We start from the raw sequence: 25,505 nt of genomic DNA, 5'->3' as shown, positions 1-25,505 counted from the left end.
GCCCCGGCGACTTTGCCGGGGCTTTATCCAGAAAAAAGTATGAAAACCATTGATGTAGTTGCGGCCATTATTGAACGCGACGGCCAAATTCTGTTGGCGCAACGCGACGCGCAGAGCGACCAAGCCGGCTTGTGGGAGTTTCCCGGCGGAAAGCTGGAGGCCGGCGAGAGCCAGCCGCAGGCGTTAGCCAGAGAGCTGGCGGAAGAACTGGGCATTGAGGCGGTTATCGGCAGCTACGTCGCCAGCAATAGCTGGCAAACGGGTGAACGTCTCATTCGTCTGCATGCCTGGCGGGTTGGTGCGTTCAGCGGCGAATTGCAGCAGCGCTGTCATTCGGCGCTGGTTTGGGTTGAGCCGCAGCGGGCCGACGCCTATCCGCTGGCGCCGGCGGACATTCCGCTACTGGCTGACTATTTGCGCAGCATAACGCCCCGCCATGCGTGACGCCGTCACTTGTTCAGGCGCACCCAAATCAACGAATGGGTGCCTACCTGTTTTTTATCACGCTGACACTGCAATAACTCACCCTCAACCTTCAGCAGCGCCCCTTCCGAATAGTTCTGATCTTGATATATACAGCAGCGCAGGCATGGCGCAGGTGCCGTCGTACTCTTCGCTGCGCCCCAGATCTCCGGCGCGACCGGCAGCACCACGTCTACGTCGCCGCGGTGTGCCCCGGCCATTGAGGAAAACAGCATGCCAGCGACGGCGATCGCCAACGGCATCGGGTAATTCATTCGCTTTTCCCCCGCGCCTTGGCGGCGCTTTTTTTGCGTTTTTTACCGCCGGCGCTGGCCGGCGGCGGCAATCCGCGAAACGCCAGGCTGGCCCGGCTCTGTTTAGCCTGATAAATCAGCTCCTGCAAGGTTCCCTCCAGCGGCTGCATAAAATCCTGGTAGCGACAGGATTTCTCACTAATCTGCGTCAGGGTTGCCTCCCAGTGCGCGGTCATATCCGGCCTCGCCGCCAGCTCCGGTAAAGAGTGAATCAACGCCCGCCCGGTTTCCGTCGAATGGATATAACGCCCCTTTTTATACAGAAACGAGCGCTTGAACAGCAGTTCGATAATACCCGCACGCGTGGCTTCAGTACCTAAACCATCGGTCGCCCGCAGGATTTTCTTTAACGCTTTATCCTGTACAAAACGCGCAATGCCGGTCATCGCCGATAACAGGCTGGCGTCGGTAAAGGGCCGCGGCGGCTGGGTCTGCCGCTCCACCACTTCGCCGCGCTCACACAGCAGTTCATCACCTTTGGCAACCACCGGCAGCGGCGCGCCCTCGTTCTCCTCATCCCGCTCTTTACTGCCTAACAGGGTACGCCAGCCGGCCTCGGCCAGAAAACGCGCCTTAGCAACAAACTTGCCGCCGGCAATGTCCAGTTCGATCACGCATTTACGGAATACCGCATCCGGACAGAACTGCAGCAGATACTGTCGTGCCACCAGCCCGTATACTTTCAGCTCGTCAGTGCTGAGGTTGGCCTTACTGGCGCGCGCGGTAGGAATAATCGCGTGGTGCGCATCGACTTTTTTATCATCCCAGCAGCGGTTGCGGCGTTCGCTGTCGATCACCTCCTGAGGGTAGAGATCCGGCTGGTGAACGCTGATGGCGTTCAGCACCGCATGGCGGCCGGCAAAATGCTCCTCCGGCAGGTAGCGGCAGTCGGAGCGGGGATAAGTGATCAGTTTGTGGGTTTCATACAAGCGTTGGCAAACGTCCAGCACCTGCTGGGCGCTGAGGCCAAAACGCTTCGCTGCTTCAATCTGCAGGGTAGAAAGCGAAAACGGCAGCGGTGCGATATCGGACTCACGCTTATCGTTATAAGCGGTAACCAGCGCCGGCTGTCCTTCAATACGCTTCACCACGTGATCGGCCAGCGGACGGTGCAGTAAGCGCCCCTCTTCATCCTGGTATGGCTCACAGGATTCGCTCGGTTGCCACAAGGCGACAAAACGCGCTTCCTGAGGCGTGACAATGTGCGCTTTTACGTCAAAGAAGTCTTTCGGTACAAAGTTTTCAATATCTTCGTCACGGCGTACCACCAGCCCCAGTACCGGTGTCTGCACCCTGCCTACCGACAGCACGCCGTCGTAGCCGGCATTACGCCCCAGCAGCGTATAGGCGCGGGTCATATTGATGCCGTACAGCCAGTCGGCGCGTGAACGCGCCAGCGCCGACACGCACAGCGGGATAAAGTCCCGGTTATCGCGCAGACGCTCAACCGCCCGCTCAACCGCCTGCGGGTTAAGATCGTTAATCAGGCAGCGGCGCACCGCCTGACGCTTTTCCGGCGTCAGCGCCAGATAATCCAGCACCTCGTCCACCAGCAACTGCCCTTCGCGATCCGGGTCGCCGGCGTGCACCACTTCATCCGCCTCCAGCAGCAGCTTTTTAATCGCATTCAGCTGTTTGCTGACCGACGGACGCGGCTGCAGTTGCCATTTTTCGGGAATGATCGGCAAATCTGCCAGCGACCAGCGCGCAAAGCGGCTATCGTAGGCGTCCGGCTGGGCCTGCTCCAGCAGGTGGCCGACGCACCAGGTCACTACATCGTTCTTGCCGCAGGCGATAAAACCATCGCCGCGGCGGTGAGGTTTGGGTAACACATCAGCAATGGCGCGCGCCAAACTCGGTTTCTCGGCTATAAACAGTCGCATTATTCACCGTTTTTCTGGCTATACGTCATCAGGAATTCTCTTACTTCAGCATAGTTGCCGCGGAACACAATCCGCTGGGCTTTCTTTTCCAACTGGAAACGGTACATCGGGTCGTAATAATACTGCAGCAACGGCACCAGCCACTCCTGGTGGGCGTTACTGCTGCCGCTGGCGTGCTGGAACTGCAGCGCCCACTCCAGCCGCTGCGTCAACAGCTGGTAGCGCTCCATGCCTAAACGACGCCGGATGGCGAACAGCCCGTGATGGAGATATTCACCGTAGCGCTGCCAGCCGTCCTGAGCGCCGTAGGCCTGGATAAACGCCTGGTGCATATCATCAATATATTCCGCCTGCAGGCGCGCCAGACGCACCTCAAACGGATCATCAATCACCACGACCGGCGCCTGCTGCATGCGATTAAACACCGGCAGCGGTACGCTATTGGCGCCAATCAGGCGACTTTCATCCTCCAGCACCCACTGACGGCAGCCACCATGCTGTTTTTTCAGCAATAACACAGCCAGACGATTCTCAAAATCGATCTGCGCACTTTGTCCGGCCAGCGTACGGCCAAACGACGAACCACGGTGGCGCGCCAGCCCTTCCAGATCGATGCCGTTCGACAGCTCATTCACCATCAGGGTTTTGCCGCAGCCGGTATTACCGCCGACGATCACCATCGGCAACTCGGCGCTGTATTCGAGGATATTCAACAGATAATGGCGCAATGCCTTATAACCGCCGATAATCCGCGGGTAGTCAACGCCCGCCTCGCGCAGCCACTGCTGCACCAGCTGTGAGCGCAACCCGCCGCGGAAGCAGTAAATATAGCCCGCCGGCCGTTCGGCGCAGGCGGCCAGCCAGGCTTCGGTACGCGCCTGGCGGAGTTTGCCGTGCACCAGGCTATGACCCAGCGCGATCGCCTGCTGCTGGCCATGCTGCTTATAGCAGGTGCCCACCGCCTGTCGCTCCCGGTCATTCATCAACGGTAAATTCACCGCCTGCGGGAACGCGCCGGCGCTGAATTCAACCGGCGCGCGCACGTCGATCAGCGGCACATCCTGCAGAAAAATCTGGCGGTAGTCGTTGCAATCCGCCCTGCTTGGCACCGTCACCGCTACTGGACCTCGATCATCGGCTTGCCGGCCACTGCGCCGTGCAATTCACCGATGGCTTCCAGCTGCAGACCGTGGCGCGCGGCGATCGCCTGCACCTGCGCTTCGCCCTCAGGCATCACCGCCAACAGCAACCCGCCCGAGGTCTGCGGATCGCACAGCAGCTGACGCTGTACGTCGCTCATCGGGCCAATCAGATGGCCGTAACTGTCAAAGTTGCGGCCGGTGCCGCCCGGCACGCAGCCTTCGGCAATATAACGTTCAACCTCCGGCAGCTTCGGCACCCGGTCAAACCAGAGCGTCGCCTGCAGCCCGGAACCCTGACACATTTCGCTCAGGTGGCCCAGCAGGCCAAAGCCGGTCACATCGGTCATTGCACTGACCCCGGCCACCTCGGCAAATTCGGCGCCCGGCAGGTTCAATCGACACATCACCTCGGTCGCCAGCCCGGCATGCTCAGGCCGCAGCTGACTTTTCTTCTCGGCGGTGGTCAGCACGCCGATGCCCAGCGGTTTGGTCAGGAACAGTCTGGCGCCGGCCTGCGCGGCGCTGTTCTTTTTCACCCGCTCGGTGCTGACGATGCCGGTGACCGCCAGGCCGAAAATCGGCTCCGGCGCATCGATGGAGTGGCCGCCGGCCAGCGCAATCCCCGCCTGCTGACAGGCATAGCGACCGCCGTCGATCACCTGCTGCGCGACTTCCGGCGGCAACTTGGCCACCGGCCAGCCAAGAATGGCAATCGCCATGATCGGTTTGCCGCCCATGGCATACACGTCGCTGATGGCGTTGGCCGCGGCGATACGGCCAAAATCGAACGGATCGTCGACGATCGGCATAAAGAAATCAGTCGTGCTGATCACGCCGGTGCCATTGCCGATATCGTAAACCGCCGCATCATCACGGGTTTCATTACCCACCAGCAAACGCGGATCGACGAATTTGGCCTGTTCGCTGTGCAGGATGGTTTCGAGTACTTGCGGGGAAATCTTGCAGCCGCAGCCAGCACCGTGGCTGTACTGGGTCAGGCGGATGGTTGGCGATGTCATAGTCCACTTCCTTCGGTTAACAGCCTTCAAGATAACATATATGCCGCGATGCCAGCCCGGTGCATCACCCGGCTGAAGGCGCATTGATATGCCACCTGGGTACAACTTCAATCAATTGGAATATAGGGTAGCGCTTGCCGGAGGGATTGATAAGAGCAAGCCGGTGATAATGCGTCGACCTGCTCATAAACAGTACAAAATTACGGGATATTGCGCGTTTTTTGCGTCTCGCCCGGAAAAATCAGAAGTAGCTGACAAACGGCGCGCTGTCCGGCGCGACGACTTTACTGGCCGCCTTCAGCTGCGGCGTGCCCAGATACAGGAAACCGACGATTTCGTCCTGCTCACGGCAGCCGAACGCTTCACGCACCTGCGCATGCGCGGTCCAGGCGCCGGTGCGCCAGATACCGTTAAACCCTTGCGCCAGCGCGGCCATCTGCATCGCCTGCACCGCACAACCGGCGGACACCACCTGCTCCCAGTGCGGCACCTTGGGGCTGTCGCTGCAATGGGCGATCACGGTAATAATCAGCGGCGCACGGAACGGCGCCTGTCTAGCCTTGTCAATCGCCGCATCGTCCAACCCATCCTGCCGGGCGGCCGTCTGCAACAGCTGGCTGAAACGCTCGAGCCCCTGCTCTTCAATCAGCACGAAACGCCAAGGCTGCAGCGCGCCGTGGTCGGGCGCGCGTAAACCGGCATTGATAATATTTTGCCGTATTTCACCACTCGGCGCAGGGGCCGCCAGGCGAGCGGCCGAACGGCGGTTCAACAACAGATCCAGCGCATCCATCACAAACTCCTGATAACAATTTTCATTTTCATCACGGTAGCACAGCTAAACAGCAAGTTACAGCATTGACAATAACGGCTGTCGACGGTGATTTAAAGCTGACATTTGGCTGGCCGCTCATTAGGATAACGGGACATCCTCAGCCCATGTTTGGAGAAAACATGCATACTTTGTGGCGTATCATTGCCGGAACGTTCAGGTGGACATGGCGTCTGCTGAATTTTGTCAGAGAGTTTATTCTCAACCTGTTTTTAATCGTGCTGATTTTGATCGGCGTCGGCATCTATTTTGCCTTCCAGAGCACCCCGCCGGCTGAAAGCACCCGCGGCGCACTGTTGGTCAACCTGAGCGGCATGGTGGTCGATCAGCCCAGTATGAAAAACCGCCTGCTGCAGCGTAGCCGCGAATTCCTCGGCGCTTCCGCCAGCGAACTGCAGGAAAACTCTCTGTTCGATCTGGTCGACAGTATCCGCAAGGCCAAGGACGATAAAAACATTACCGGACTGGTATTGCAGCTGAATGATTTCGCCGGCGCCGATCAGCCGTCGCTGCAATATATCGGCAAGGCGTTGCGGGAGTTCCGCGACAGCGGCAAACCCATTTACGCCATTGGCGACAGCTATAACCAGACACAGTACTACCTGGCCAGCTACGCCAACAAGATCTACCTGTCGCCGCAGGGCAACGTCGACCTGCACGGGTTTGCCACCCACAACCTGTATTACAAAACCCTGCTCGACAAACTGAAGGTCAGCACCAATATCTTCCGCGTCGGCACCTATAAATCGGCGGTCGAACCGCTGCTGCGCGACGATATGTCGCCGGCCGCACGCGAGGCGGACAGCCGCTGGATAGGCAACCTGTGGCAGAACTACCTGGACACCGTGGCAGCCAACCGCCAAATCACGCCGCAGCAGCTGTTCCCCGGCGCCGCCGGCGTTCTCAGCGGTTTACAGGCCGCTCAGGGTGACACCGCCAAATATGCGCTCGACAACAAACTGGTGGATGAGCTGGCTTCACGCACCGTGATGGAAAATCAGCTGGTCAAGGCCTTTGGCTGGAACAAACAGACCAACGATTTCAACGCTATCAGCATTTACGACTATCAACCGACGCCAACGCCGGAACAGGGCGGCCAGATCGCCGTGGTATTCGCCAGCGGCGCCATCATGGACGGCCAGCAGACGCCGGGCACGGTCGGCGGCGACACCACCGCTGCGGAACTGCGCCAGGCGCGTCTGGACCCGAAAGTGAAAGCCATCGTACTGCGGGTTAACAGCCCGGGCGGCAGCGTCAGCGCTTCCGAGGTGATCCGCTCCGAACTGGCGGCCGCCCGCGCCGCCGGCAAACCGGTGGTGGTCTCAATGGGCGGCATGGCGGCCTCCGGCGGTTACTGGATCTCTACGCCGGCGAACTACATTATCGCCAGCCCGAGCACGCTGACCGGCTCGATCGGCATCTTCGGCGTGATCAATACCTATCAGGACACGCTGGGCAGCATCGGCGTGCACACCGATGGCGTGGCGACCTCGCCGCTGGCCGATCTGGCGGTGACCAAAGCGCTGCCGCCGGAGTTTGCACAGATGATGCAGCTCAATATCGAGAACGGCTACAAGCGCTTTATCGGCCTGGTGGCGGACTCGCGTAAAATGACGCCGGAACAAGTGGATAAAATCGCGCAGGGTCACGTCTGGACCGGCAGCGACGCCAAAACCAACGGTCTGGTCGATCAACTGGGCGACTTCGATGACGCGGTGAAAAAAGCCGCCGAACTGGCCAAGCTGAAACAGTGGCAGCTGAACTGGTTTGTTGACTCGCCGAGCATGGCGGATATGGTGCTCAGCCAATTTGGTGTCTCCATCCACGCCATGCTGCCTGCCGCCCTCCAATCCATGCTGCCGGCGCCGCTGGCCTCGGTGGCAATGGCGATGAAAGAGCAGCCGGGTTTGTTCAATAACATGAACGATCCGCAGAACCGCTACGCCATTTGTCTGACCTGCGGCGAAGTCCGATAAGTCATTAATCTTCAGCCCGGCGCAACGCCGGGCTTTTTTTCTGGATTTATCGTCCTATAATTCAGCCCATCTTATTCTCTACCGATTCCCTGCCATGCAAAAAAAATCCATTTACGTCGCCTATACCGGCGGCACCATCGGTATGCAGCGTTCCGAACAGGGCTATATCCCCGCCTCTGGCCACTTACAGCGCCAGCTGGCGCTGATGCCAGAGTTCCATCGCCCGGAAATGCCTGACTTCACCATTCATGAATATGCGCCCCTGATCGACTCCTCCGATATGACCCCGGAAGACTGGCAGCATATCGCCGACGATATTAAAGATAACTATCACCGTTACGACGGCTTTGTGATCCTGCATGGCACCGACACCATGGCGTTCACCGCTTCCGCGCTCTCCTTTATGCTGGAGAATCTGGATAAGCCGGTCATTGTGACAGGGTCACAAATCCCGTTAGCGGAACTGCGCTCCGACGGGCAAACCAACCTGCTGAACGCGCTGTATCTGGCCGCCAACCATCCGGTGAATGAAGTCAGCCTGTTCTTCAACAACAAACTGTTCCGCGGCAACCGCACCACCAAGGCGCATGCCGACGGCTTTGACGCCTTCGCCTCGCCCAACCTGCCGCCGCTGCTGGAAGCCGGTATCCACATCCGCCGTCAAAGCGGCATTGCGTCGCCGGCCTGTCATGGTGAGCTGAAGGTGCACAATATTACGCCGCAGCCGATCGGCGTGGTGACCATTTACCCTGGCATCTCCGGCGCGGTGGTGCGCAATTTCCTGCTGCAGCCGGTCAAGGCGCTGATTTTACGCTCCTACGGCGTTGGCAACGCGCCGCAAAAAGCGGAACTGGTCGATGAACTGCGCGCCGCGTCCGAACGTGGCATCGTGGTGGTCAACCTCACCCAGTGCATGTCCGGGCGGGTGAATATGGGCGGCTACGCCACCGGCAACGCGCTGGCGCATGCCGGCGTCATCAGCGGTTTTGATATGACCGTCGAAGCCGCGCTGACAAAACTGCACTATCTGCTGAGCCTGCCGCTGACGCCCGCCGAGATCCGCCAGCAGATGCAGCAAGATTTGCGCGGCGAACTGAGCGCCGCGGGCTAAAACACCGGGAGAGACGATGAACAGCGCCCTGTTATTGATTGATTTGCAAAACGACTTCTGCCCCGGCGGCGCATTGGCGGTCACAGATGGCGATGCCGTCATCGCGGTGGCCAACCAGGCGATCGCCGCCAGCCACGACCGCGGCGACTGGGTGGTTGCCAGCCAGGACTGGCACCCGGCGCAGCATCGCAGTTTTGCCGTTAACTCATCAGGGAAAATCGGCGAGTTGGGTGAGCTGGAAGGATTGCCGCAGGTCTGGTGGCCGGTGCACTGCGTCCAGGAAAGCGCCGGCGCTGAATTTCATCCGCGCCTGCAGCAGCGGCAAATCGATGCGGTATTTCGCAAGGGGCAGGATCCGGCCATCGACAGCTACAGCGCGTTTTTTGATAACGGCCACCGAGCAAAAACCGCGCTGGATGATTGGCTGCAACAACGAAACGTCAGCACGCTGACGATCATGGGGCTGGCAACCGACTACTGCGTAAAGTTCAGCGTGCTGGACGCCCTGCAGCTGGGTTACGCCGTTCAGGTCATTAGCGACGGCTGCCGCGGCGTCAACCTGCAGCCCGATGACAGCGACCGGGCGCTGCAGGCAATGCAGCAGGCCGGCGCGCAATTAGTGACCTTGTCACAATTTCTGCAGCGCTAAACGACAAACGGGCGATCTGACATCGCCCGTTTGCACACTGCGCCCTGCCCGCCGCTTACTGCGGTTTCAGCTTAATCAGCGGCTCTGCGGCGAACTGCTGCTTCAACTCTTGCTTGCTCTTCATCACGATCTGACCGTCGGTGCCGATGCTCATATGTTGCGGATCGTGGTTATGCATTGCCTGCCACAACATCACCGCCTGCAGGCTGTTTTCTTTCTGTTCCGGCGTCAGCGCCACGCCGTCCGGCCATTTACCCAGCTCAACCGCCTGCGCCAGGCGCTGGTAAATCTCCGGCGTCATCGCCGCAACCAAATCCTTCACGTCCATCAGGGCCGTCCTTCACTATTCCTACTGCCGTTGAATAATAGCTGAATCGATTTTTCTAAAAAATTCGCTCAGCCTGCCGTCTTCTCGCCGTTGGCCGCGTCGGTAAAACTCAGCGAGGCGGAGTTAACGCAATAACGCTCGCCGGTCGGCTGCGGGCCGTCGGGGAACACGTGGCCCAGGTGCGCATCACAGTTACCGCAGCGAATCTCAACTCGCTGCATATTATGTGAATTATCATCAAGATAGCGGATGGCGTCGTCGGACACCGGCTCATAGAAACTTGGCCAGCCGCAGCCGGAGTCATACTTGCTTTCGGAATAAAACAGCGGCGCATTACAGCAGAGGCAGTGGTAGAGACCATCGCGTTTGTTCTGCAGCAATTTGCCGGAATACGGCGCTTCCGTACCGTGTTCCTGGGTCACATAACGTTGTATTTCATTCAGTTCCGTGACCGGGGTGTGGGGGGCGTGATCTTTGCTCATAGATGCGATTCCCGAAATATGGATAATGTCAACGAAAACAATGATTAATGATAACAAAAAATTAACAGCGCTGCAGGCCTTTTTAGCCTAAACTGTAGCGCATAAAGTCTACGCCAGGGCGTTATGTGACAGTGATCACATATCTGACCCGAGCGCTCTTTAAAACTCAGCGGTTTGCCCCCATTTGCCTAATGAGGCCGAACGCAAACGGAATGTACAATAAGCGTGCAAACTCAGCTTTCCGCTTTGACTTGCCGCAAGAATTGACACGATTCCGCTTGACGCTGGGTAAGGTTTTTGTAATTTTACAACCAACCTTTTATTCACTAACAAATAGCTGGTGGAATATATGACTATCAAAGTAGGTATCAACGGTTTTGGCCGTATCGGCCGCATTGTTTTCCGTGCTGCTCAGGAACGTTCCGACATCGAAATCGTTGCAATCAACGATCTGTTGGACGCAGAGTACATGGCTTACATGCTGAAGTATGACTCTACCCACGGCCGTTTCAACGGTACGGTAGAAGTTAAAGACGGCCACCTGGTTGTTAACGGCAAAACTATCCGTGTTACCGCAGAGAAAGACCCGGCTAACCTGAAGTGGAACGAAGTCGGTGTTGACGTTGTTGCTGAAGCCACCGGTATCTTCCTGACCGACGAAACCGCACGTAAACACATCACCGCAGGCGCCAAGAAAGTTGTGCTGACCGGCCCTTCCAAAGATGCGACCCCAATGTTCGTACGCGGCGCCAACTTTGAAAAATACGCTGGCCAGGATATCGTTTCCAACGCATCTTGCACCACTAACTGCCTGGCTCCGCTGGCTAAAGTCATCAACGACAAGTTCGGCATCGTTGAAGGCCTGATGACCACCGTTCACGCTACCACCGCAACGCAGAAAACCGTTGATGGCCCGTCTCACAAAGACTGGCGCGGCGGCCGCGGCGCATCCCAGAACATCATCCCTTCTTCTACCGGCGCAGCAAAAGCGGTAGGCGTTGTTCTGCCTGAACTGAAAGGCAAACTGACCGGTATGGCGTTCCGCGTTCCGACGCCAAACGTATCTGTGGTTGACCTGACCGTGCGTCTGGAAAAATCTGCCACCTACGAAGACATCAAGAAAGCCATCAAAGAAGCCGCTGAAGGCGAGCTGAAAGGCGTTCTGGGCTACACCGAAGACGACGTGGTTTCTACCGACTTCAACGGTGAAGTGCTGACTTCCGTATTCGATGCCAAAGCAGGTATCGCACTGAACGACAACTTTGTGAAACTGGTTTCCTGGTACGACAACGAAACCGGCTACTCCAACAAAGTACTGGATCTGATCGCTCACATCTCCAAATAATGGCGTGATGTACAGCTGATTAATGAGGGCGACATTGATGTCGCCCTTTTTTATTGGTTTTTCTCCCCTGCTCAGCAAGAGTATATGGCGATAGATAAGGTGACGCGATGAACGAAAAAGTTTTCACCCTGCCCATCAGCAAACAGATTTCTCCGTATATCAGTCAGCGACAGCTGGACGCGTTAAGCGTCGTGGTGGTGTCTCACCCCAAAGTCCGCGCGGCGGTGACGCTGCAAGGCGCGCATTTAATCAGCTGGCAGCCGAGCGGCGAACGGCCGGTCATCTGGCTCAGCGAGAACACCCCGTTTAAAACCGGCAGCGCCATCCGCGGCGGCGTACCGATCTGCTGGCCATGGTTTGGCCCGGCCGGCAAGCCTTCGCACGGCTTTGCGCGTAATCAACCCTGGCGCCTGACCGCACATGACGAAGATCAGGATGGCGTCATCCTCACTTTTACGCTGCAGGATAACGAACAGACCCGCAAGCTGTGGCCGCACGCCTTTACGCTAATCGCCCGCTTCAAGCTGGGGGAAAGTTGTGAGATCGAGCTAGAGTCTCACGGTGACTATCAGGCCACCGCGGCGCTGCACAGCTACTTCCAAATCGGCGATATCGCCAGAGTCAGCGTTGCCGGGCTCGGGGAAACCTATCTGGATAAAGTGGCAAACGGTGCCGAAGCCCGCCAGAGCGGCGAGGTGACCTTCAGCGGCCAGACCGACCGGATTTACACCCAGCCGGCGGCCTGCAGCCTGATCAGAGATCCAGCGCTGCAGCGCACGATTGAAGTCCAACACCATCATATGAGCGATGTGATCGCCTGGAATCCGGGGGCAGAACTCTCCTGCAGCATGGCGGATATGGCCAACGACGGCTACAAGACCATGGTGTGCGTTGAAACCGGACGGCTCAGCAAGCCGCTGCGGGCGCAGGGGGAACAACCGGCCCGTCTGGCGGTCACCTTCCGCTGCCGCAAAGACGCCTGACCCGCAGGTACGACAGATAAGCAAAAGGGGCGATAGCGCCCCTTCAGAGTGCTGACAAAGTTAGTTATTAGGGAGAGCGTGGCGATGGGGTCGTAGCGGCGTAAGCCGCCGGACAAATTTGCCGGGAGCAAATTTGAACAACCGACAGGTTGGCCCGTAGGGTGGGACGCAGGGATGCGTCCCATAATGCCCCTCGTTACGCTAGGCCCGTATATCTCGGGCCATCAGACGATTTTGTCATCAACCCCAAGGGGCGATAGCGCCCCTTTTCTCTTACCGTACATCCGCGATCAGAAGGTGTACGTGACACCGCTCCACAGCATGCCGTCGTAAGATTTGTCCACCATCGGGCTGTCCTTGACTTCATCCGACAAGCGCACATAGCGTCCCATAAAGAAGGCGTTCCAGCTCTTGTTGATCTGATAGTTCGCCGTCAGTTCAAAGTATGGCGCCCAGCTGTCGCTCGGTTTGTAGCTGTTCAGGCCGCTGCGGCGCGACTCATTGTCGCTCACGCCATAGTAGTATTTATTCTGGTTTTTACTGCTCCAGGTCACGCCGACGCCCGGCGCCAGGCTCCAGTCGCCCGCCTGGAACTTGTACAGATAGGCCAGGTCGCCGACCAGCCCGTTGCTGTTATCCAGCGTATCGCCGCTGAAGGCCGCACGCAGCGTGCCCCACTCGGCATTGTGCGAATAGGCCAGCCCGGCCATCAGCGTGCCGCGGCGCTTATCCAGTCGTTTCATGCGATCGTCGTCGCTGTCGCCCGGTTTAAAGTGCAGCGGTGAGTAGTACGCCATCACGCTGAGTTTGTTGACCTCATCATTCCACAGGTAATAACCGGCGGTCAGCGTATGGAAGTAAAAATCCTCACTGTCATAGTTGATCACCGGCACCGGATACAGACGGGTGTTGTTGCCCCGATAAGGATCCGGCGTCAGCAGCGCCGACGCCCCCAGCGACCAGGTTCCCGCCTGAGCGCCCTGCGCGCACAGCAGTGCGCCGGCGATTGCCAACGTTTTGAATTTGAAAATTTTCACCCGTTCGATTCCCCTCGTTGTTCTTGTATAAACACGTTGCGTCGCCAGCTCGGCAACACGCGCCCGATGCAGACGCCCCTAGGCCATCCGTGAAGCAGCGTTGTCATGCCATGCTCGGATCGGAGCCGTTAAAATAGCGTCATATTCTAGGTGAAATTTAAGTGATGCGCTTTATCTTTACATGTTAAATCACGCCGGATCGGCAACATTAATGCCGAAATATGTATAACGCATGTCAGAAACATGACGTTTCCCCCCTCAGACCGCAGCCAATAAGGCCCGCCTTTGTCCCTGAAATAACTGAGTCATTGATATGACTTAAAAAAAGCTTTTTCGCTGACAGGAAATTTTCCGCTATGCCAACTACGCTTAAATAAGAAGCTGAAATGACCCTGAGCCCAGTGGCAATACAGCGCAACTCGCGATAATAAGCGCAACAGGTTGGCATACGGGTTGCTGTACTCAGGTTTTAACTTCTTCTTTCGGGGGCCGGAATGGGTACCCAATGTTATTGAGTTGCGGCGCTACGGCCGCAGCCTCAATCCCAACGGGTCTATCACCTGCTCCCTTTAACCTGTGCTAATAACGAAAGGACGGGCATCGCCATGAACATATTTGACCACTATCGCCAGCGCTATGAAGCTGCCAAGGACGAAGAGTTCACACTGCAGGAATTTCTTACCATTTGCCGGGAAGATCGCAGTGCCTACGCCAATGCCGCGGAACGTCTGCTGATGGCTATCGGTGAACCGGTCATGGTCGACACCGCGCTTGAGTCTCGCATGTCGCGCCTGTTCTCCAACCGCGTGATCGCACGCTATCCGGCCTTTGAAGAGTTCTACGGCATGGAGGAGGCGATCGAGCAGATCGTCTCTTACCTGAAACACGCCGCACAGGGCCTGGAAGAGAAAAAGCAGATTCTGTATCTGCTGGGGCCGGTCGGCGGCGGTAAATCCTCGCTGGCCGAACGGCTGAAAGCGTTGATGCAGCTGGTGCCTATCTATACGTTAAGCGCCAACGGCGAACGCAGCCCGGTAAATGACCATCCTTTATGCCTGTTCAATCCGCAGGAAGACGCCGGCATCCTGGAAAAAGAGTACAACATCCCACGCCGCTATCTCGGCACCATTATGTCGCCATGGGCGGCGAAGCGGCTCCATGAATTTGGCGGTGACATCACCAAGTTCAAAGTGGTGAAAGTACGTCCGTCGATTCTCGAACAGATTGCCATCGCCAAGACCGAGCCTGGCGATGAGAACAACCAGGATATTTCGGCCCTGGTCGGTAAAGTGGATATCCGAAAATTGGAAAACCACGCACAAAACGACCCTGACGCCTACGGTTATTCCGGCGCCCTTTGCCGGGCCAACCAGGGGCTGATGGAGTTTGTTGAAATGTTTAAGGCGCCGATCAAGGTGCTGCACCCGCTGCTGACCGCCACGCAGGAAGGCAACTATAACGGTACCGAAGGCATTTCCGCCCTGCCGTTCAACGGTATTATTCTGGCCCACTCCAACGAATCGGAATGGGTGACGTTCCGCAACAACAAAAACAACGAAGCCTTCCTTGACCGAGTCTATATCGTCAAGGTGCCGTACTGCCTGCGAGTGTCGGAAGAGATAAAAATCTACGACAAACTGCTCGATCACAGTGAACTGACCCACGCGCCGTGCGCGCCCGGCACGCTGGAAACGCTGGCGCGCTTTACCGTGCTGTCGCGGCTGAAAGAGCCGGAAAATTCCAGCCTCTACTCAAAAATGCGCGTTTACGACGGTGAAAGTCTGAAAGATACCGATCCGAAGGCCAAGTCGTATCAGGAATACCGCGACTATGCCGGCGTAGATGAAGGGATGAACGGCCTGTCGACCCGCTTCGCCTTCAAAATTTTGTCACGCGTGTTTAACTTCGATCATACCGAGGTGGCGGCCAACCCGGTGCACCTGTTCTACGTGCTGGAACAGCAGATCGAACGTGAACAATTCCCGCAGGATCTGGCGGAAAAATATCTGGAGCACCTGAAAGGTTATCTGATCCCGAAATACGCCGAGTTTATCGGCAAAGAGATCCAGACCGCCTATCTGGAGTCCTACTCCGAGTACGGTCAGAATATTTTCGACCGCTACGTGACCTATGCGGACTTCTGGATCCAGGATCAGGAGTACCGCGATCCGGATACCGGCCAGCTGTTTGATCGTGAATCGCTCAACGCCGAACTGGAGAAAATTGAAAAACCTGCCGGCATCAGCAACCCGAAAGATTTCCGTAATGAAATCGTCAACTTCGTACTGCGCGCCCGGGCAAACAACAATGGCCGTAATCCTAACTGGACCAGTTATGAGAAGCTGCGCACGGTTATCGAGAAGAAAATGTTCTCGAATACCGAAGAACTGCTGCCGGTCATCTCCTTTAACGCGAAAACCTCCACGGACGAACAGAAGAAACACGACGACTTTGTCGATCGCATGATGGAAAAAGGCTATACCCGCAAGCAGGTGCGTTTACTGTGCGAATGGTATCTGCGGGTCAGAAAATCCTCCTGATAACGCGCTGCGAGTGACGTCGTAGAGGGATGCCTTAATGGCCCGCGGGCTGCGGTTCGCGGGCGTCAGGGCATAGAAAGTTGGCAATGGTTGGGGGAACTATGGCTTATTTCATTGATCGACGGCTGAACGGCAAAAACAAAAGCATGGTGAATCGCCAGCGCTTTCTGCGCCGCTACAAGTCGCAAATTAAACAGTCGATCGCCGAAGCCATCAACAAGCGTTCGGTCACCGACATAGACAGTGGCGAATCCGTATCGATTCCCAACGCCGATATCAACGAACCGATGTTTCATCAGGGGCGCGGCGGCACGCGCCATCGCGTCCATCCCGGTAACGATCATTTCGTACAGAACGATCGCGTCGAACGGCCACAGGGCGGTGGTGGCGGCGGCAGCGGTCAGGGCAACGCCAGCCAGGACGGTGAGGGTCAGGATGATTTCGTCTTCCAGATCTCCAAAGACGAATATCTCGACCTGCTGTTTGAAGATTTGGCGCTGCCGAACCTGAAGAAAAATGAGTACAAACAGCTCACCGAATTCAAAACCCATCGCGCCGGTTTTACCGCCAACGGCGTGCCCGCCAACATCAGCATCGTACGCTCCCTGCAAAACTCACTGGCGCGGCGTACGGCGATGACTGCCGGCAAACGCCGCGAGCTGCGCCAGTTGGAAGAGCAGTTGACTACCATGGAGAACACCGAGCCGGCACAGCTGTTGGAAGAGGAGCGGCTGCGTAAAGACATTGCCGAACTGCGGCAGAAAATCGAACGCGTCCCCTTTATCGATACCTTCGATTTACGCTACAAGAATTACGAACGCCGTCCGGAGCCCTCCAGCCAGGCGGTGATGTTCTGCCTGATGGACGTTTCTGGTTCAATGGATCAGGCGACGAAAGATATGGCCAAACGTTTTTATATCCTGCTCTATCTGTTCCTGAGCCGTACCTACAAAAACGTCGAGGTGGTGTATATCCGCCACCATACGCAGGCCAAAGAAGTCGACGAGCAAGAGTTTTTCTACTCGCAGGAAACCGGCGGCACCATCGTTTCCAGCGCGCTGAAGCTGATGAGCGAGGTGGTGGAGGAGCGTTACAACCCGGCGCAGTGGAACATCTACGCGGCGCAGGCGTCGGACGGCGACAACTGGGCCGATGACTCCCCGCTGTGCCATGAGTTGCTGGCGAAAAAACTGCTGCCGATCGTGCGCTACTACAGCTATATCGAAATTACCCGCCGGGCGCATCAAACCCTGTGGCGTGAATATGAAAACCTACAGGCCAGGTTCGACAACTTTGCCATGCAGCACATTCGTGAACCGGACGACATCTATCCGGTATTCCGCGAGCTGTTCCACACCCAAACCGCCTGAAGGCCGTTTCTCAGGGCCGGGTATTCCCCGGCCCTCCTCTTCCATCAGGAATCTTTGGTCTGCACCCAAAACGCATGAATCAGGCCCGGGAAATATCCCAGCAACGTCAGAATAATATTCAAAATAAATGCGCCGCCTAATCCTTTGCCCAGCAGCACGCCCAGTGGCGGTATAAGGATGGTAAATACGATACGCCAAAAGCCCATAATGCCTCCTCTGTGTGCTTGTTCCCCGTCAACATATTATATCTGCTTAATATTTTCAAAAAGTTATCAGCACCGCGTCTATTTTTCGGCGTAGTCTTACGCCCGGTGATGGCCTGTTATTTATAGGGATATATGACGCCGGGGAATAACGCACGCCATGATTAGTCGGCGCTGGTCGTTGATTATAGGTGGCGATACTCCTAGAATGCGCGCTGAGAAATATTACTGGAATGGGTTTCATGTCGTCGCTGTGGGTTGCAACACAATATTTTTATTTGTTTGGCTTTTTATTCTCTGTGGTTTTTACTTATCTGGTCAGCCGGGATACGATTAAAATTCGCTGTCTCAGCGCCCTCACCATCGGCCTCACCTGGCCGCTCAGTTTACCGGTCGTGCTCATGTTTTCCCTGTTCTGAGCACCCGCCGAGATCGCCGCGCCGTTCATCCATGCCGGCGCGGCGATGCCCGATCAGAAGTCGTAACCGACCGTCGCGACCACGCTGCGTTCCTGCCCCCAATAGCAATAGCTGGTGCCGTAACAGGCCGCGACATATTTTCTGTCCGCCAGATTATTGACGTTCAGCTGTACGTACGCCCCTTTCAGGCTCGGCGCCACCTGCGCCAGGTTCATACGTACTGACGCGTCCAGCAAGGTCACGGACGGAATACGTTGGGTATTTTCATTATCCGCCCACTGCTTGCCGATATAACGCACGCCCGCGCCGAGATTCAGCCCGTAACCCGCATCATATTGTCCCCACAGCGTTGCCATTTGGTTCGGTGCCAAATACGGCGTATTACCGTTATTGCCGTCGATGGCGTCTTTAAATTTCACCTTGTTATAGGTGTAACCCGCAATCACATTAAGGCGTTCGGTCACCTGGGAACGCGCTTCCAGCTCAATCCCCTGCGAATGCACCTTACCGGCAGGTTCATAATAACTTTGCTGCACCACCCGGTTCGCCACGTCCTTTTGCGTGAGGTCATACAGCGACACACTGTACAACGATGTGCTGCCCGGTGGCTGATACTTCAGGCCGACCTCATACTGCTTGCTGGTGCTGGGTTTCAGCATATGGCCGTCATTATCCGCCAGCGCCTCCGGGGTGATCGCCGAGCTGTAGCTGGCGTACGGCGAGAAGCCGCTGTCGAAGTGATACAGCAGCGAGGCGCGGCCGCTGAAGTGGTGATCGTTACGCGAATCGGTGCTGTCGGCGGTCAGGTTGGTATTCTTACTCTCCAGACGATCGTAACGGCCGGCCAGGTTGAGATACCAGTTGTTCAGAGCGATCTCATCCTGCAGGTAGACGCCGGTCTGCTGATAGTGACGGCGCGAGTCGGTGCGCACCACGTCGGTCAGCAACGGCTCCCCCGCTACGCCGGTATAGGGATTCAACGGTGACGCGCCGCCGCTTTCATCCCACAGATTATTGCGGAAGCGCTGGTAGTCCAGCCCCAGCAACACTTTATGGTCCAACGGCCCGGTGGCAAACTCGGCTTCCAGCTGGTTATCCACGGCGTAGGCGTCCAGCGAGGTGCTGGATCCGCTGTAATAGCGATTCAGCAAGGTATGCTCCTCATTCCAGCCCGCCTGATACACCTGCTCCAGCTCGACGTTCGAATGGGTGTAGCTGGCGTTTTGGCGGAACGTCCAGACGTCATTAAACCGGTGCGAGAAGGCATAGCTGTAGATCTGCTCCCAACGCTTGAATACGTTATGGCGGCTGTCGCCGTCAAAGAACCCGCGCCCCAGCTTGTCGCCCTGACTGGCATACAGGCTGCCGTCCGCCGGCACCGCGCTGTGATAGCCGCCGGACGGATCTTTTTGCAGGTAGGCCTTCAGCAACAGCGAGGTATCTTCACTCGGTTGCCATAACAGCGACGGCGCAATCGCGTAGCGCTCTTCGCGCTGGTGGTCATACATGGTATCGCTGCTGCGCGTCATGCCCGTCAGGCGGTATGCCCATTGATCCGACAGCGCGCCGGTCACGTCAAACGCGCCGCCCTGGGTATGGTGATTGCCGCCCGTCAGGTTGAGGTGCCCTTCGGTGGCGAACTGCGGCCGCTTACTGGTCAAGGCGACCAGACCGCCGGGAATGCTTTGGCCGTACATTACCGAAGACGGCCCTTTAATCACGTCAACCCGCTCCAGGAACCAGGGATCGACCTGCAATGCGTTGTAACTGCCGCTGTCGCTCAGCAGCCTCAGCCCGTCCAGAAACGTGTTATTCACATCGCCGCCGTGAAAGCCCCGCAGCGCAATGGTGTCATAACGCGTCGCTCCGCCGGCAAAATTGGTGAACACACCCGGCGTATACTTCAACGCATCGTTGACCGTTAAGGCATTTTGGTCGGTCATCTGCTGACGCGTCACCACCGATACCGCCTGCCCGGTTAAAATCAGCGGTCGGTCGGTTTTTGTCGCCCCCTGGCTGGTGCCGGCGGTATAGCCATGGGTTGCCGAATCCGCCGTGTCCGCCGGCTTGGCGGTCACCAGCAGCGTATCCTCCGCCCAGGAGGACAGCGGTAAAAACAGGGCAATAGCGCATAACAGACGGGAGCGTTTGACAGGAAAAATCCCAGACATAGCCGTAATTCCTATTGGAAGCCGTAAAATGTACACCGCAACAAGACAAGACGATTTCGATGACAGTCTGGTCAGAACATGATGCGGTGCGCTGGTGTTAAGAAAATGAAAATATTGGTAAAGATAATAACAATGATAATTATTATCTTTTATGGGCGGGGAGTTCAAGTACGCCTGGCGTTTGCCATCAGAAAATTACGAGGACTATCGCAGTAAAATCAAGGTGAGGAACAAAAGGCCGGCGATTACCTCGCCGGATGTGGCGGCGTTTTGGAGATATGTGGTTCAGAGATATCCACCATGCGGCAGATTTTGCTGTAGTTGCTGTAACCTTCGCAGACTTTGTCTGCCAAAAAGGTGCCCAGATACCCCAGCACCAGCGCATACCCCAACATGCAACAAATAAAGATCAGCGTTCTCACTCCGGCAGCCACCTTCAACAAAACCTATGCGTATCATACCGTGATTCGCCCTTTTTCGCCTGCCTGGAATTGACGCTGCGCGGCAATGCCGGCTTTGTAGTATCCTGTCACTCTCTTTTGGCGAGCAGAGAAACCTGATGCACCATGTGATGTTGGATATAGAAACGCTGGATGTGAAGCCAAGCGCGGTCATACTGGTGGTTGCCGCCGTATTTTTCGATCCGAAAACCGGTCGGCTGGGCGAGGAGTTTGAAGCGGCCGTCAGCCCGCAAAAAGAACAGGACGGCAGGACGATCGGTTTGGACACGGTCGCCTGGTGGGCCAGGCAATCCGATGAGGCGCGTAAATTGGCCTTTGGCGGCAGCGACAGCTTAAAGCGCGTGCTGACCAACCTGAGCCGCTTTATTCATATGCACAGCAGCGACACGGTAAAAGTCTGGGGCAACGGCAAAGAGTTTGACTGCGCCATCCTGGAGCACGCCTTCCAACAGCTGGCGATGCCCTGTCCGTGGAAGTTTTGGCACACGCAGGATGTCCGCACCCTGGTGACGCTGGCAGAGCTGCACGGCTTTAATCCCAAAAAGCTACGGCCGTTCGAAGGCACGCCGCACCGGGCGCTGGACGATGCCAAGCATCAGGCCAGATATGTCGCCGACGTGGTGGCCAACTGCTATTTCCGCCACGATGCCGCACTGCTGCCCTGATCCGGACAGGCGCTGTTCCGCTGCCGGCATCGCGCCTGCCGCTCTCTCTGTATAACAACCTGGTGCACCGCCCTTTCCATTTCACTGCGAAGGCACTACCCTAAGCCACTTTGTCACTTGGATGTGCTATTTTTCATTATGCAAAAATTTCTCCTTCTCCTGCTGAGCCTGGTCTTGCTGGGCCCGTTGGGTATCGACCTCTACCTGCCGGCAATACCGGCTATCGCTCTGGGCCTGAACAGCAGCGAAGCAGTGATCCAATCCACCATTTCACTGTTTATTCTGGTGCTGGGGCTGGGGCAGATCGTCGCCGGGCCGCTGGTCGACAACTACGGGCGCAAGCCGGTCGCACTGGCCGGCATTATCCTGTATATGATCGGCGCCGCCATGGCCGCGCTGGCCAACAGCCCGACGCTGTTTATCGCCTCACGCCTGCTGCAGGGCATCGCGGTATGCTGCACCGCCGTAGTGGCGTTTAGCGGCGTGCGCGACCGTATGAACGGCGACGATGCCGCGCGCGCCTTTGGTTTCCTCAACGGTACGCTGAATATTATCCCGGCGCTGGCGCCGCTGTTGGGCGGATTACTGGCGGAAGCGTTTGGCTGGCGCGCCCCTTTCTGGTTCCTGGTCGGCTACGCGCTGCTGGTCTTCGTGCTGATCGCTCTGCGCCTGCCGGAAACCCGCCCGGCGGATACGCGGCCGGTAAAAGGACTCCCCGTACGCCAGTACGCACAGATCCTGCGTCAGTCACGCTTTCTCTCTTTCGCCGTGGTCAATGCCGGGGCCATGGGCATGGCGCTCACCTACGTGTCGCTGGCGCCTAATGTGCTGATGGGCACCGCCGGCCTGACGCCGCTGCAATTTTCCCTGGCGTTCGGCGCCAACGGTTTCTGGATTATGCTGGTGAGCTTCTTCGCCAACCGGGTGATTCGCAAGGTCGGCCGGCCTTTTTGTCTGGCCACCGGCGGCGTGCTGATGGGGCTGGGGTGCCTTGCCCTGCTGTTTGATATCACCTTCCTGACGGCCGATGCGCAAACCCACTGGCTGGCCTATATGCTGCCGGTTGCCATCGGCTGCGCCGGGCTGGCGTTTGTGATGGGCCCGGCCACCAGCTATGCGCTGGAGCCGTATTCCAACGAGGCCGGAGTAGCCTCTGCGCTGGTCGGTTTCGTACAGATGGCCGGCGGCGCGGCGCTGGGACTACTGGCGATGGCGCTGCCTCTGCAGCCGAAAATGGCGCTGGCGCTGGTGATGGCGGCAGGCTGTTTACTGGCGCTGCACGCCCGGCAGCGCAGTAAACAATTAAAGGGACAGTTAAACCGGATCGGCTGAGCTTATGCGCCGGTCTCCACCGGCACCCGCGGCGTCAATGCCGTCAGCAGCTCGTACCCCAGGGTACCGGCTGCGGCGGCCACGTCATCCACCGGCAAATGCCGCCCCCACAATTCCACCTCGGCACCGATAGCCGCCTGCGGGCACGGCGTCAGGTCCACCGCCAGCATATCCATCGATACCGTACCTACGGTGCGCGTCAATACGCCGTCAACCCAGATAGGCGTGCCGCTCTGCGCATGGCGCGGATAACCGTCGGCATAGCCGCAGGCGACAATGCCGATCCGCTGTACGGCACTGGCGGTATAGCGCCAGCCATAGCCGACGCTGTCGCCGGATTTTAGCGTCTGCACCGCGATAATCTCACTGCGCAATGACATCGTCGCCTGGAGTCCCGTGGCGGCTATATCGGCCGAATTGCCGCTCGGCGATGCGCCGTACAAGATAATGCCCGGCCGCACCCAACTGCCGTGCGTATCCGGATGCCACAGCGTCGCCGCCGAATTGGCCAGACAACGCGGCAGCGGCAGATCCGCCACCGCGCGATCAATGGTCGCCATTTGCTGCACCACGCCGCGTGGCTCATCGGCAGTCGCGAAGTGGCTCATCAGCGTCATGGCGCCGATATTGGCAATCCCCTGCGCCCGTTGCCAGACGCTGCGTATCCGATCGGGCGCAAAACCCAGCCGGTTCATGCCGCTATTCAGCTTCAGATAAATATTCAGCGGCGCCGTCAGACGCGCATCGGCGATGGCCGCCAGCTGCCAGTCGCAGTGTACGGCGGTGGTCAGCTGATAGCGATCGATCAGCGCCAAATCCGCCGGCTGAAAAAAACCCTCCAGCAGCAGAATCGGCCCCTGCCAGCCGGACTCGCGCAGCAGCACCGCTTCCGCCAGATCCAGTAACGCAAAGCCATCGGTATTCGCCAGGCTGCGCCAGACGTGTTTAATGCCGTGGCCATAGGCATTAGCCTTCACCACCGACCAGACTTTCGCGCCGGGCGCGTGGCGGCGAATAACCTGCAAGTTGTTGTCGAACGCCGCCAGGTGCAGCGTTGCGGTAATTGGGCGGGGCATGGGCTCTCCTTCAGCCGGTTTGACGCCGGCCGCAGTCTGCCGCTGCGGCCGGTCGTTAGGATTAACGTGCCGGATGCACGTCGTTCAGCGGTGCACGCCGCGAATGGGTCACACCACCGCTGTAACGCGCCACGGAGAGATCGTCAAATGGGATCGCCGGCGTGATGCCGGAGATCAGGTCGGCAAGCAGCTGGCCGGAACCGCAGGCCATCGTCCACCCCAGCGTACCATGGCCGGTATTGAGGTACAGGTTCTTCAATGAGGTGCGGCCGACAATCGGCGTACCATCCGGCGTCATCGGCCGCAGGCCGGTCCAGAATGTCGCCTGTTCAACCTGACCGCCGTTGGGATACAGATCGCGCACCACCATCTCCAGCGTCTCACGTCGCTTCTGCTCCAGTTCGGTATTAAAGCCGACGATTTCCGCCATACCACCAACGCGAATGCGCTGGTCAAAGCGGGTAATAGCGACTTTATAGGTTTCATCCAGCACCGTTGAGTACGGCGCCGCCGCCTCATCGGTAATCGGGATAGTCAGCGAGTAGCCTTTCAGCGGATAAACCGGAATCGCCACCAGCCCGCGCAACAGCGCGGTCGAATAAGAGCCGAAAGCCACCACATAGCTGTCCGCCGTCAGGGTCTGCGCACCGCACTGTACGCCGGTGATTTTATCGCCGTCCACCAGCAAACGGTCAACATGCTGGTCATACAGGAAGGTCACGCCCGCCTGTTCCGCCATCTTGGCCAAACGCTGGGTAAACAGCTGGCAATCGCCGGTTTCATCATTCGGCAGTTGCAGACCGCCGGTCAACTTGTGCGCCACCTGCGCCAAAGCCGGCTCCGCCGTGGCCAACTGGCTGGACTCCAGCAGTTTGTAAGGCACGCCGGCGTCTTCCAATACCGCAATATCTTTCGCCGCATTCTCAAACTGCTGCTGTGAACGAAACAGTTGCAACGTGCCGCGCTGGCGCCCTTCGTATTCAATGCCGGTTTCCTGACGCAGCGCCTTGATGCAGTCGCGGCTGTACTCCGCCAGACGCACCATCCGCCCTTTGTTGGTGGCATAATGGGACGTGTTGCAGTTTTTCAGCATCTGCCACATCCAGTTGATCTGAAAACCGGTACCGTCCAGGCGGATAGCCAGCGGCGCGTGGCGCTGGAACATCCATTTGATGGCCTTCAGCGGTACGCCGGGCGCGGCCCATGGCGCAGCATAACCCGGCGAGATCTGACCGGCGTTGGCGGCGCTGGTTTCCAGCGCCGGCCCCGGTTGACGATCGACCACCGTCACTTCATGCCCGGCTTTCGCCAGATACCAGGCGCTGGCTACGCCAACCACTCCACTACCTAAAATCAACACTCGCATCACTGACTCCAGCCCGAGATTTAACAAAGCATAATCTTCTGTTGACGGCAAATTAACTCAGTAGAAAAAACCATCCAACAAATTAGTTTTTAATCGTGACAGATTTCACAATTAATTTATCGTTCAAGCCGCTTCCTTTTGCAATAGGCGGATTTAAATAGCGATAACCTGCGGTGAAAGCCGGTTCCCGGAGAGAATACCGCCCCTTAATGAAATCAATGACTGCAATGCAGTCACTAAAAATTGCTCTAATGTGCAACAGGTCGTTAACAGAATATAAAATCAACCCCAAGACATAAAACAGAGCATTAATCTACAAAACAAGGAAAAACACAACAC

Annotated in this window: 24 protein-coding genes; 11 read left to right on the top strand and 13 right to left on the bottom strand. The window is 57.5% G+C overall.

The window, feature by feature from the left end; translation table 11 throughout:
- The first annotated feature begins 39 nt into the window (after positions 1-39).
- Complete coding sequence (locus tag FO014_RS20765) at positions 40-444, top strand: pyrimidine (deoxy)nucleoside triphosphate diphosphatase (protein WP_160030904.1); 405 nt, start codon at positions 40-42, stop codon at positions 442-444.
- A gap of 5 nt (positions 445-449) precedes the next feature.
- Here FO014_RS20765 and FO014_RS20760 read toward each other — a convergent pair whose 3' ends face one another.
- The 5 genes from FO014_RS20760 to FO014_RS20740 form a co-directional block, all read right to left on the bottom strand.
- Positions 450-737 (bottom strand): DUF1496 domain-containing protein, encoded by a 288-nt coding sequence (locus FO014_RS20760; RefSeq protein ID WP_160030903.1) that lies wholly within the window; start codon positions 735-737, stop codon positions 450-452.
- Positions 734-2,659 carry a DNA topoisomerase III gene (locus FO014_RS20755; protein WP_172606276.1) on the bottom strand — a complete coding sequence of 642 codons (1,926 nt, stop codon included), beginning with the start codon at positions 2,657-2,659 and terminating at the stop codon, positions 734-736. Before FO014_RS20755 ends, FO014_RS20760 begins: the two co-directional genes overlap by 4 nt.
- Complete coding sequence (gene mnmH, locus FO014_RS20750; RefSeq protein ID WP_160030902.1) at positions 2,659-3,774, bottom strand: tRNA 2-selenouridine(34) synthase MnmH; 1,116 nt, start codon at positions 3,772-3,774, stop codon at positions 2,659-2,661. Before mnmH ends, FO014_RS20755 begins: the two co-directional genes overlap by 1 nt.
- Positions 3,775-3,776: 2 nt before the next feature.
- Positions 3,777-4,820: a selenide, water dikinase SelD gene (gene selD / locus FO014_RS20745; protein ID WP_160030901.1), complete on the bottom strand. Its 1,044-nt coding sequence runs from the start codon at positions 4,818-4,820 to the stop codon at positions 3,777-3,779.
- A 241-nt stretch (positions 4,821-5,061) separates the two neighbouring features.
- Positions 5,062-5,613 (bottom strand): NAD(P)H nitroreductase, encoded by a 552-nt coding sequence (locus tag FO014_RS20740; protein ID WP_160030900.1) that lies wholly within the window; start codon positions 5,611-5,613, stop codon positions 5,062-5,064.
- Positions 5,614-5,774: 161 nt separating this feature from the next.
- On the opposite strand from FO014_RS20740, the gene sppA reads away from it, so the two are divergent.
- The 3 genes from sppA (at position 5,775) to pncA (ending at position 9,388) form a co-directional block, all read left to right on the top strand.
- A complete protein-coding gene (gene sppA, locus FO014_RS20735; RefSeq protein ID WP_160030899.1) occupies positions 5,775-7,628 on the top strand; it encodes a signal peptide peptidase SppA in 1,854 nt (617 codons plus the stop codon).
- A 94-nt stretch (positions 7,629-7,722) separates the two neighbouring features.
- Positions 7,723-8,739, top strand: coding sequence for an asparaginase (ansA, locus tag FO014_RS20730; protein WP_105231366.1), 1,017 nt, complete (start codon positions 7,723-7,725; stop codon positions 8,737-8,739).
- A gap of 16 nt (positions 8,740-8,755) precedes the next feature.
- Positions 8,756-9,388 (top strand): bifunctional nicotinamidase/pyrazinamidase, encoded by a 633-nt coding sequence (pncA, locus tag FO014_RS20725; protein ID WP_160030898.1) that lies wholly within the window; start codon positions 8,756-8,758, stop codon positions 9,386-9,388.
- A 55-nt stretch (positions 9,389-9,443) separates the two neighbouring features.
- On the opposite strand, the gene FO014_RS20720 is transcribed toward pncA, so the two are convergent.
- A complete protein-coding gene (locus tag FO014_RS20720) occupies positions 9,444-9,716 on the bottom strand; it encodes a YeaC family protein (RefSeq protein WP_015672571.1) in 273 nt (90 codons plus the stop codon).
- Between the two features lie 68 nt (positions 9,717-9,784).
- Complete coding sequence (gene msrB / locus FO014_RS20715; protein ID WP_105231368.1) at positions 9,785-10,198, bottom strand: peptide-methionine (R)-S-oxide reductase MsrB; 414 nt, start codon at positions 10,196-10,198, stop codon at positions 9,785-9,787.
- 349 nt (positions 10,199-10,547) lie between these two features.
- Here msrB and gapA point away from each other — a divergent pair, with 349 nt between their 5' ends.
- Together gapA and FO014_RS20705 are read left to right on the top strand one after the other, a co-directional pair.
- A complete protein-coding gene (gene gapA, locus FO014_RS20710; RefSeq protein ID WP_015672573.1) occupies positions 10,548-11,543 on the top strand; it encodes a glyceraldehyde-3-phosphate dehydrogenase in 996 nt (331 codons plus the stop codon).
- A gap of 107 nt (positions 11,544-11,650) precedes the next feature.
- The gene (locus FO014_RS20705; RefSeq protein WP_160030897.1) at positions 11,651-12,526 is read left to right on the top strand and encodes a D-hexose-6-phosphate mutarotase; all 876 of its coding nucleotides are present in this window, start codon (positions 11,651-11,653) and stop codon (positions 12,524-12,526) included.
- Between the two features lie 290 nt (positions 12,527-12,816).
- On the opposite strand, the gene FO014_RS20700 is transcribed toward FO014_RS20705, so the two are convergent.
- Positions 12,817-13,563: a MipA/OmpV family protein gene (locus FO014_RS20700; RefSeq protein WP_281354958.1), complete on the bottom strand. Its 747-nt coding sequence runs from the start codon at positions 13,561-13,563 to the stop codon at positions 12,817-12,819.
- 605 nt (positions 13,564-14,168) lie between these two features.
- Here FO014_RS20700 and yeaG point away from each other — a divergent pair.
- Both yeaG and FO014_RS20690 read left to right on the top strand, forming a co-directional pair.
- Positions 14,169-16,103: a protein kinase YeaG gene (gene yeaG / locus FO014_RS20695; RefSeq protein WP_015672576.1), complete on the top strand. Its 1,935-nt coding sequence runs from the start codon at positions 14,169-14,171 to the stop codon at positions 16,101-16,103.
- Between the two features lie 101 nt (positions 16,104-16,204).
- The gene (locus FO014_RS20690) at positions 16,205-17,473 is read left to right on the top strand and encodes a YeaH/YhbH family protein (protein ID WP_160030896.1); all 1,269 of its coding nucleotides are present in this window, start codon (positions 16,205-16,207) and stop codon (positions 17,471-17,473) included.
- 44 nt (positions 17,474-17,517) lie between these two features.
- On the opposite strand, the gene FO014_RS20685 is transcribed toward FO014_RS20690, so the two are convergent.
- Positions 17,518-17,679, bottom strand: coding sequence for a YqaE/Pmp3 family membrane protein (locus FO014_RS20685; RefSeq protein ID WP_072186051.1), 162 nt, complete (start codon positions 17,677-17,679; stop codon positions 17,518-17,520).
- A 239-nt stretch (positions 17,680-17,918) separates the two neighbouring features.
- Here FO014_RS20685 and FO014_RS20680 point away from each other — a divergent pair, with 239 nt between their 5' ends.
- Positions 17,919-18,095, top strand: a complete 177-nt coding sequence (locus FO014_RS20680) for a GhoT/OrtT family toxin (RefSeq protein WP_105231371.1) — start codon at positions 17,919-17,921, stop codon at positions 18,093-18,095.
- Between the two features lie 53 nt (positions 18,096-18,148).
- Here the strand turns inward: FO014_RS20680 and FO014_RS20675 are convergent, their stop codons facing one another.
- Both FO014_RS20675 and FO014_RS23820 read right to left on the bottom strand, forming a co-directional pair.
- On the bottom strand, positions 18,149-20,266 hold the full coding sequence (locus FO014_RS20675) for a TonB-dependent siderophore receptor (RefSeq protein WP_160030895.1): 2,118 nt from the start codon (positions 20,264-20,266) through the stop codon (positions 18,149-18,151).
- 245 nt (positions 20,267-20,511) lie between these two features.
- The gene (locus tag FO014_RS23820) at positions 20,512-20,688 is read right to left on the bottom strand and encodes a hypothetical protein (RefSeq protein ID WP_201282886.1); all 177 of its coding nucleotides are present in this window, start codon (positions 20,686-20,688) and stop codon (positions 20,512-20,514) included.
- Positions 20,689-20,825: 137 nt separating this feature from the next.
- Between FO014_RS23820 and FO014_RS20670 the strand changes: the two genes are divergently transcribed.
- Together FO014_RS20670 and FO014_RS20665 are read left to right on the top strand one after the other, a co-directional pair.
- Entirely contained in the window at positions 20,826-21,392 is a 567-nt protein-coding gene (locus FO014_RS20670) for a 3'-5' exonuclease (RefSeq protein WP_160030894.1), read from the top strand.
- Between the two features lie 138 nt (positions 21,393-21,530).
- On the top strand, positions 21,531-22,724 hold the full coding sequence (locus FO014_RS20665) for a multidrug effflux MFS transporter (protein WP_160030893.1): 1,194 nt from the start codon (positions 21,531-21,533) through the stop codon (positions 22,722-22,724).
- Between the two features lie 2 nt (positions 22,725-22,726).
- Here the strand turns inward: FO014_RS20665 and dadX are convergent, their stop codons facing one another.
- On the bottom strand, positions 22,727-23,800 hold the full coding sequence (dadX, locus tag FO014_RS20660; RefSeq protein ID WP_160030892.1) for a catabolic alanine racemase DadX: 1,074 nt from the start codon (positions 23,798-23,800) through the stop codon (positions 22,727-22,729).
- A 61-nt stretch (positions 23,801-23,861) separates the two neighbouring features.
- A complete protein-coding gene (locus FO014_RS20655; RefSeq protein ID WP_160030891.1) occupies positions 23,862-25,166 on the bottom strand; it encodes a D-amino acid dehydrogenase in 1,305 nt (434 codons plus the stop codon).
- Between the last annotated feature and the right edge of the window lie 339 nt (positions 25,167-25,505).

This window comes from Serratia rhizosphaerae (genome assembly GCF_009817885.1).
In the GTDB taxonomy this organism is placed as follows: Bacteria; Pseudomonadota; Gammaproteobacteria; order Enterobacterales; family Enterobacteriaceae; genus Serratia_B; species Serratia_B rhizosphaerae.
Note: the sequence above shows the minus strand (reverse complement) of the source record. Positions and strands in the feature narration are given on the sequence as shown.

What these genes read in the sequence shown, in the direction of transcription:
- FO014_RS20720 (WP_015672571.1), bottom strand. Translation starts at nt 9,716, where the DNA reads ATGGACGTGAAGGATTTGGTTGCGGCGATGACGCCGGAGATTTACCAG.
- FO014_RS20760 (WP_160030903.1), bottom strand. Translation starts at nt 737, where the DNA reads ATGAATTACCCGATGCCGTTGGCGATCGCCGTCGCTGGCATGCTGTTT.
- FO014_RS20755 (WP_172606276.1), bottom strand. Translation starts at nt 2,659, where the DNA reads ATGCGACTGTTTATAGCCGAGAAACCGAGTTTGGCGCGCGCCATTGCT.
- FO014_RS20705 (WP_160030897.1), top strand. Translation starts at nt 11,651, where the DNA reads ATGAACGAAAAAGTTTTCACCCTGCCCATCAGCAAACAGATTTCTCCG.
- sppA (WP_160030899.1), top strand. Translation starts at nt 5,775, where the DNA reads ATGCATACTTTGTGGCGTATCATTGCCGGAACGTTCAGGTGGACATGG.
- yeaG (WP_015672576.1), top strand. Translation starts at nt 14,169, where the DNA reads ATGAACATATTTGACCACTATCGCCAGCGCTATGAAGCTGCCAAGGAC.
- pncA (WP_160030898.1), top strand. Translation starts at nt 8,756, where the DNA reads ATGAACAGCGCCCTGTTATTGATTGATTTGCAAAACGACTTCTGCCCC.
- msrB (WP_105231368.1), bottom strand. Translation starts at nt 10,198, where the DNA reads ATGAGCAAAGATCACGCCCCCCACACCCCGGTCACGGAACTGAATGAA.
- FO014_RS20670 (WP_160030894.1), top strand. Translation starts at nt 20,826, where the DNA reads ATGCACCATGTGATGTTGGATATAGAAACGCTGGATGTGAAGCCAAGC.
- gapA (WP_015672573.1), top strand. Translation starts at nt 10,548, where the DNA reads ATGACTATCAAAGTAGGTATCAACGGTTTTGGCCGTATCGGCCGCATT.
- FO014_RS20690 (WP_160030896.1), top strand. Translation starts at nt 16,205, where the DNA reads ATGGCTTATTTCATTGATCGACGGCTGAACGGCAAAAACAAAAGCATG.
- FO014_RS20655 (WP_160030891.1), bottom strand. Translation starts at nt 25,166, where the DNA reads ATGCGAGTGTTGATTTTAGGTAGTGGAGTGGTTGGCGTAGCCAGCGCC.
- FO014_RS20740 (WP_160030900.1), bottom strand. Translation starts at nt 5,613, where the DNA reads ATGGATGCGCTGGATCTGTTGTTGAACCGCCGTTCGGCCGCTCGCCTG.
- FO014_RS20675 (WP_160030895.1), bottom strand. Translation starts at nt 20,266, where the DNA reads ATGTCTGGGATTTTTCCTGTCAAACGCTCCCGTCTGTTATGCGCTATT.
- dadX (WP_160030892.1), bottom strand. Translation starts at nt 23,800, where the DNA reads ATGCCCCGCCCAATTACCGCAACGCTGCACCTGGCGGCGTTCGACAAC.
- selD (WP_160030901.1), bottom strand. Translation starts at nt 4,820, where the DNA reads ATGACATCGCCAACCATCCGCCTGACCCAGTACAGCCACGGTGCTGGC.
- FO014_RS20680 (WP_105231371.1), top strand. Translation starts at nt 17,919, where the DNA reads ATGTCGTCGCTGTGGGTTGCAACACAATATTTTTATTTGTTTGGCTTT.
- ansA (WP_105231366.1), top strand. Translation starts at nt 7,723, where the DNA reads ATGCAAAAAAAATCCATTTACGTCGCCTATACCGGCGGCACCATCGGT.
- FO014_RS20685 (WP_072186051.1), bottom strand. Translation starts at nt 17,679, where the DNA reads ATGGGCTTTTGGCGTATCGTATTTACCATCCTTATACCGCCACTGGGC.
- FO014_RS20765 (WP_160030904.1), top strand. Translation starts at nt 40, where the DNA reads ATGAAAACCATTGATGTAGTTGCGGCCATTATTGAACGCGACGGCCAA.
- FO014_RS20665 (WP_160030893.1), top strand. Translation starts at nt 21,531, where the DNA reads ATGCAAAAATTTCTCCTTCTCCTGCTGAGCCTGGTCTTGCTGGGCCCG.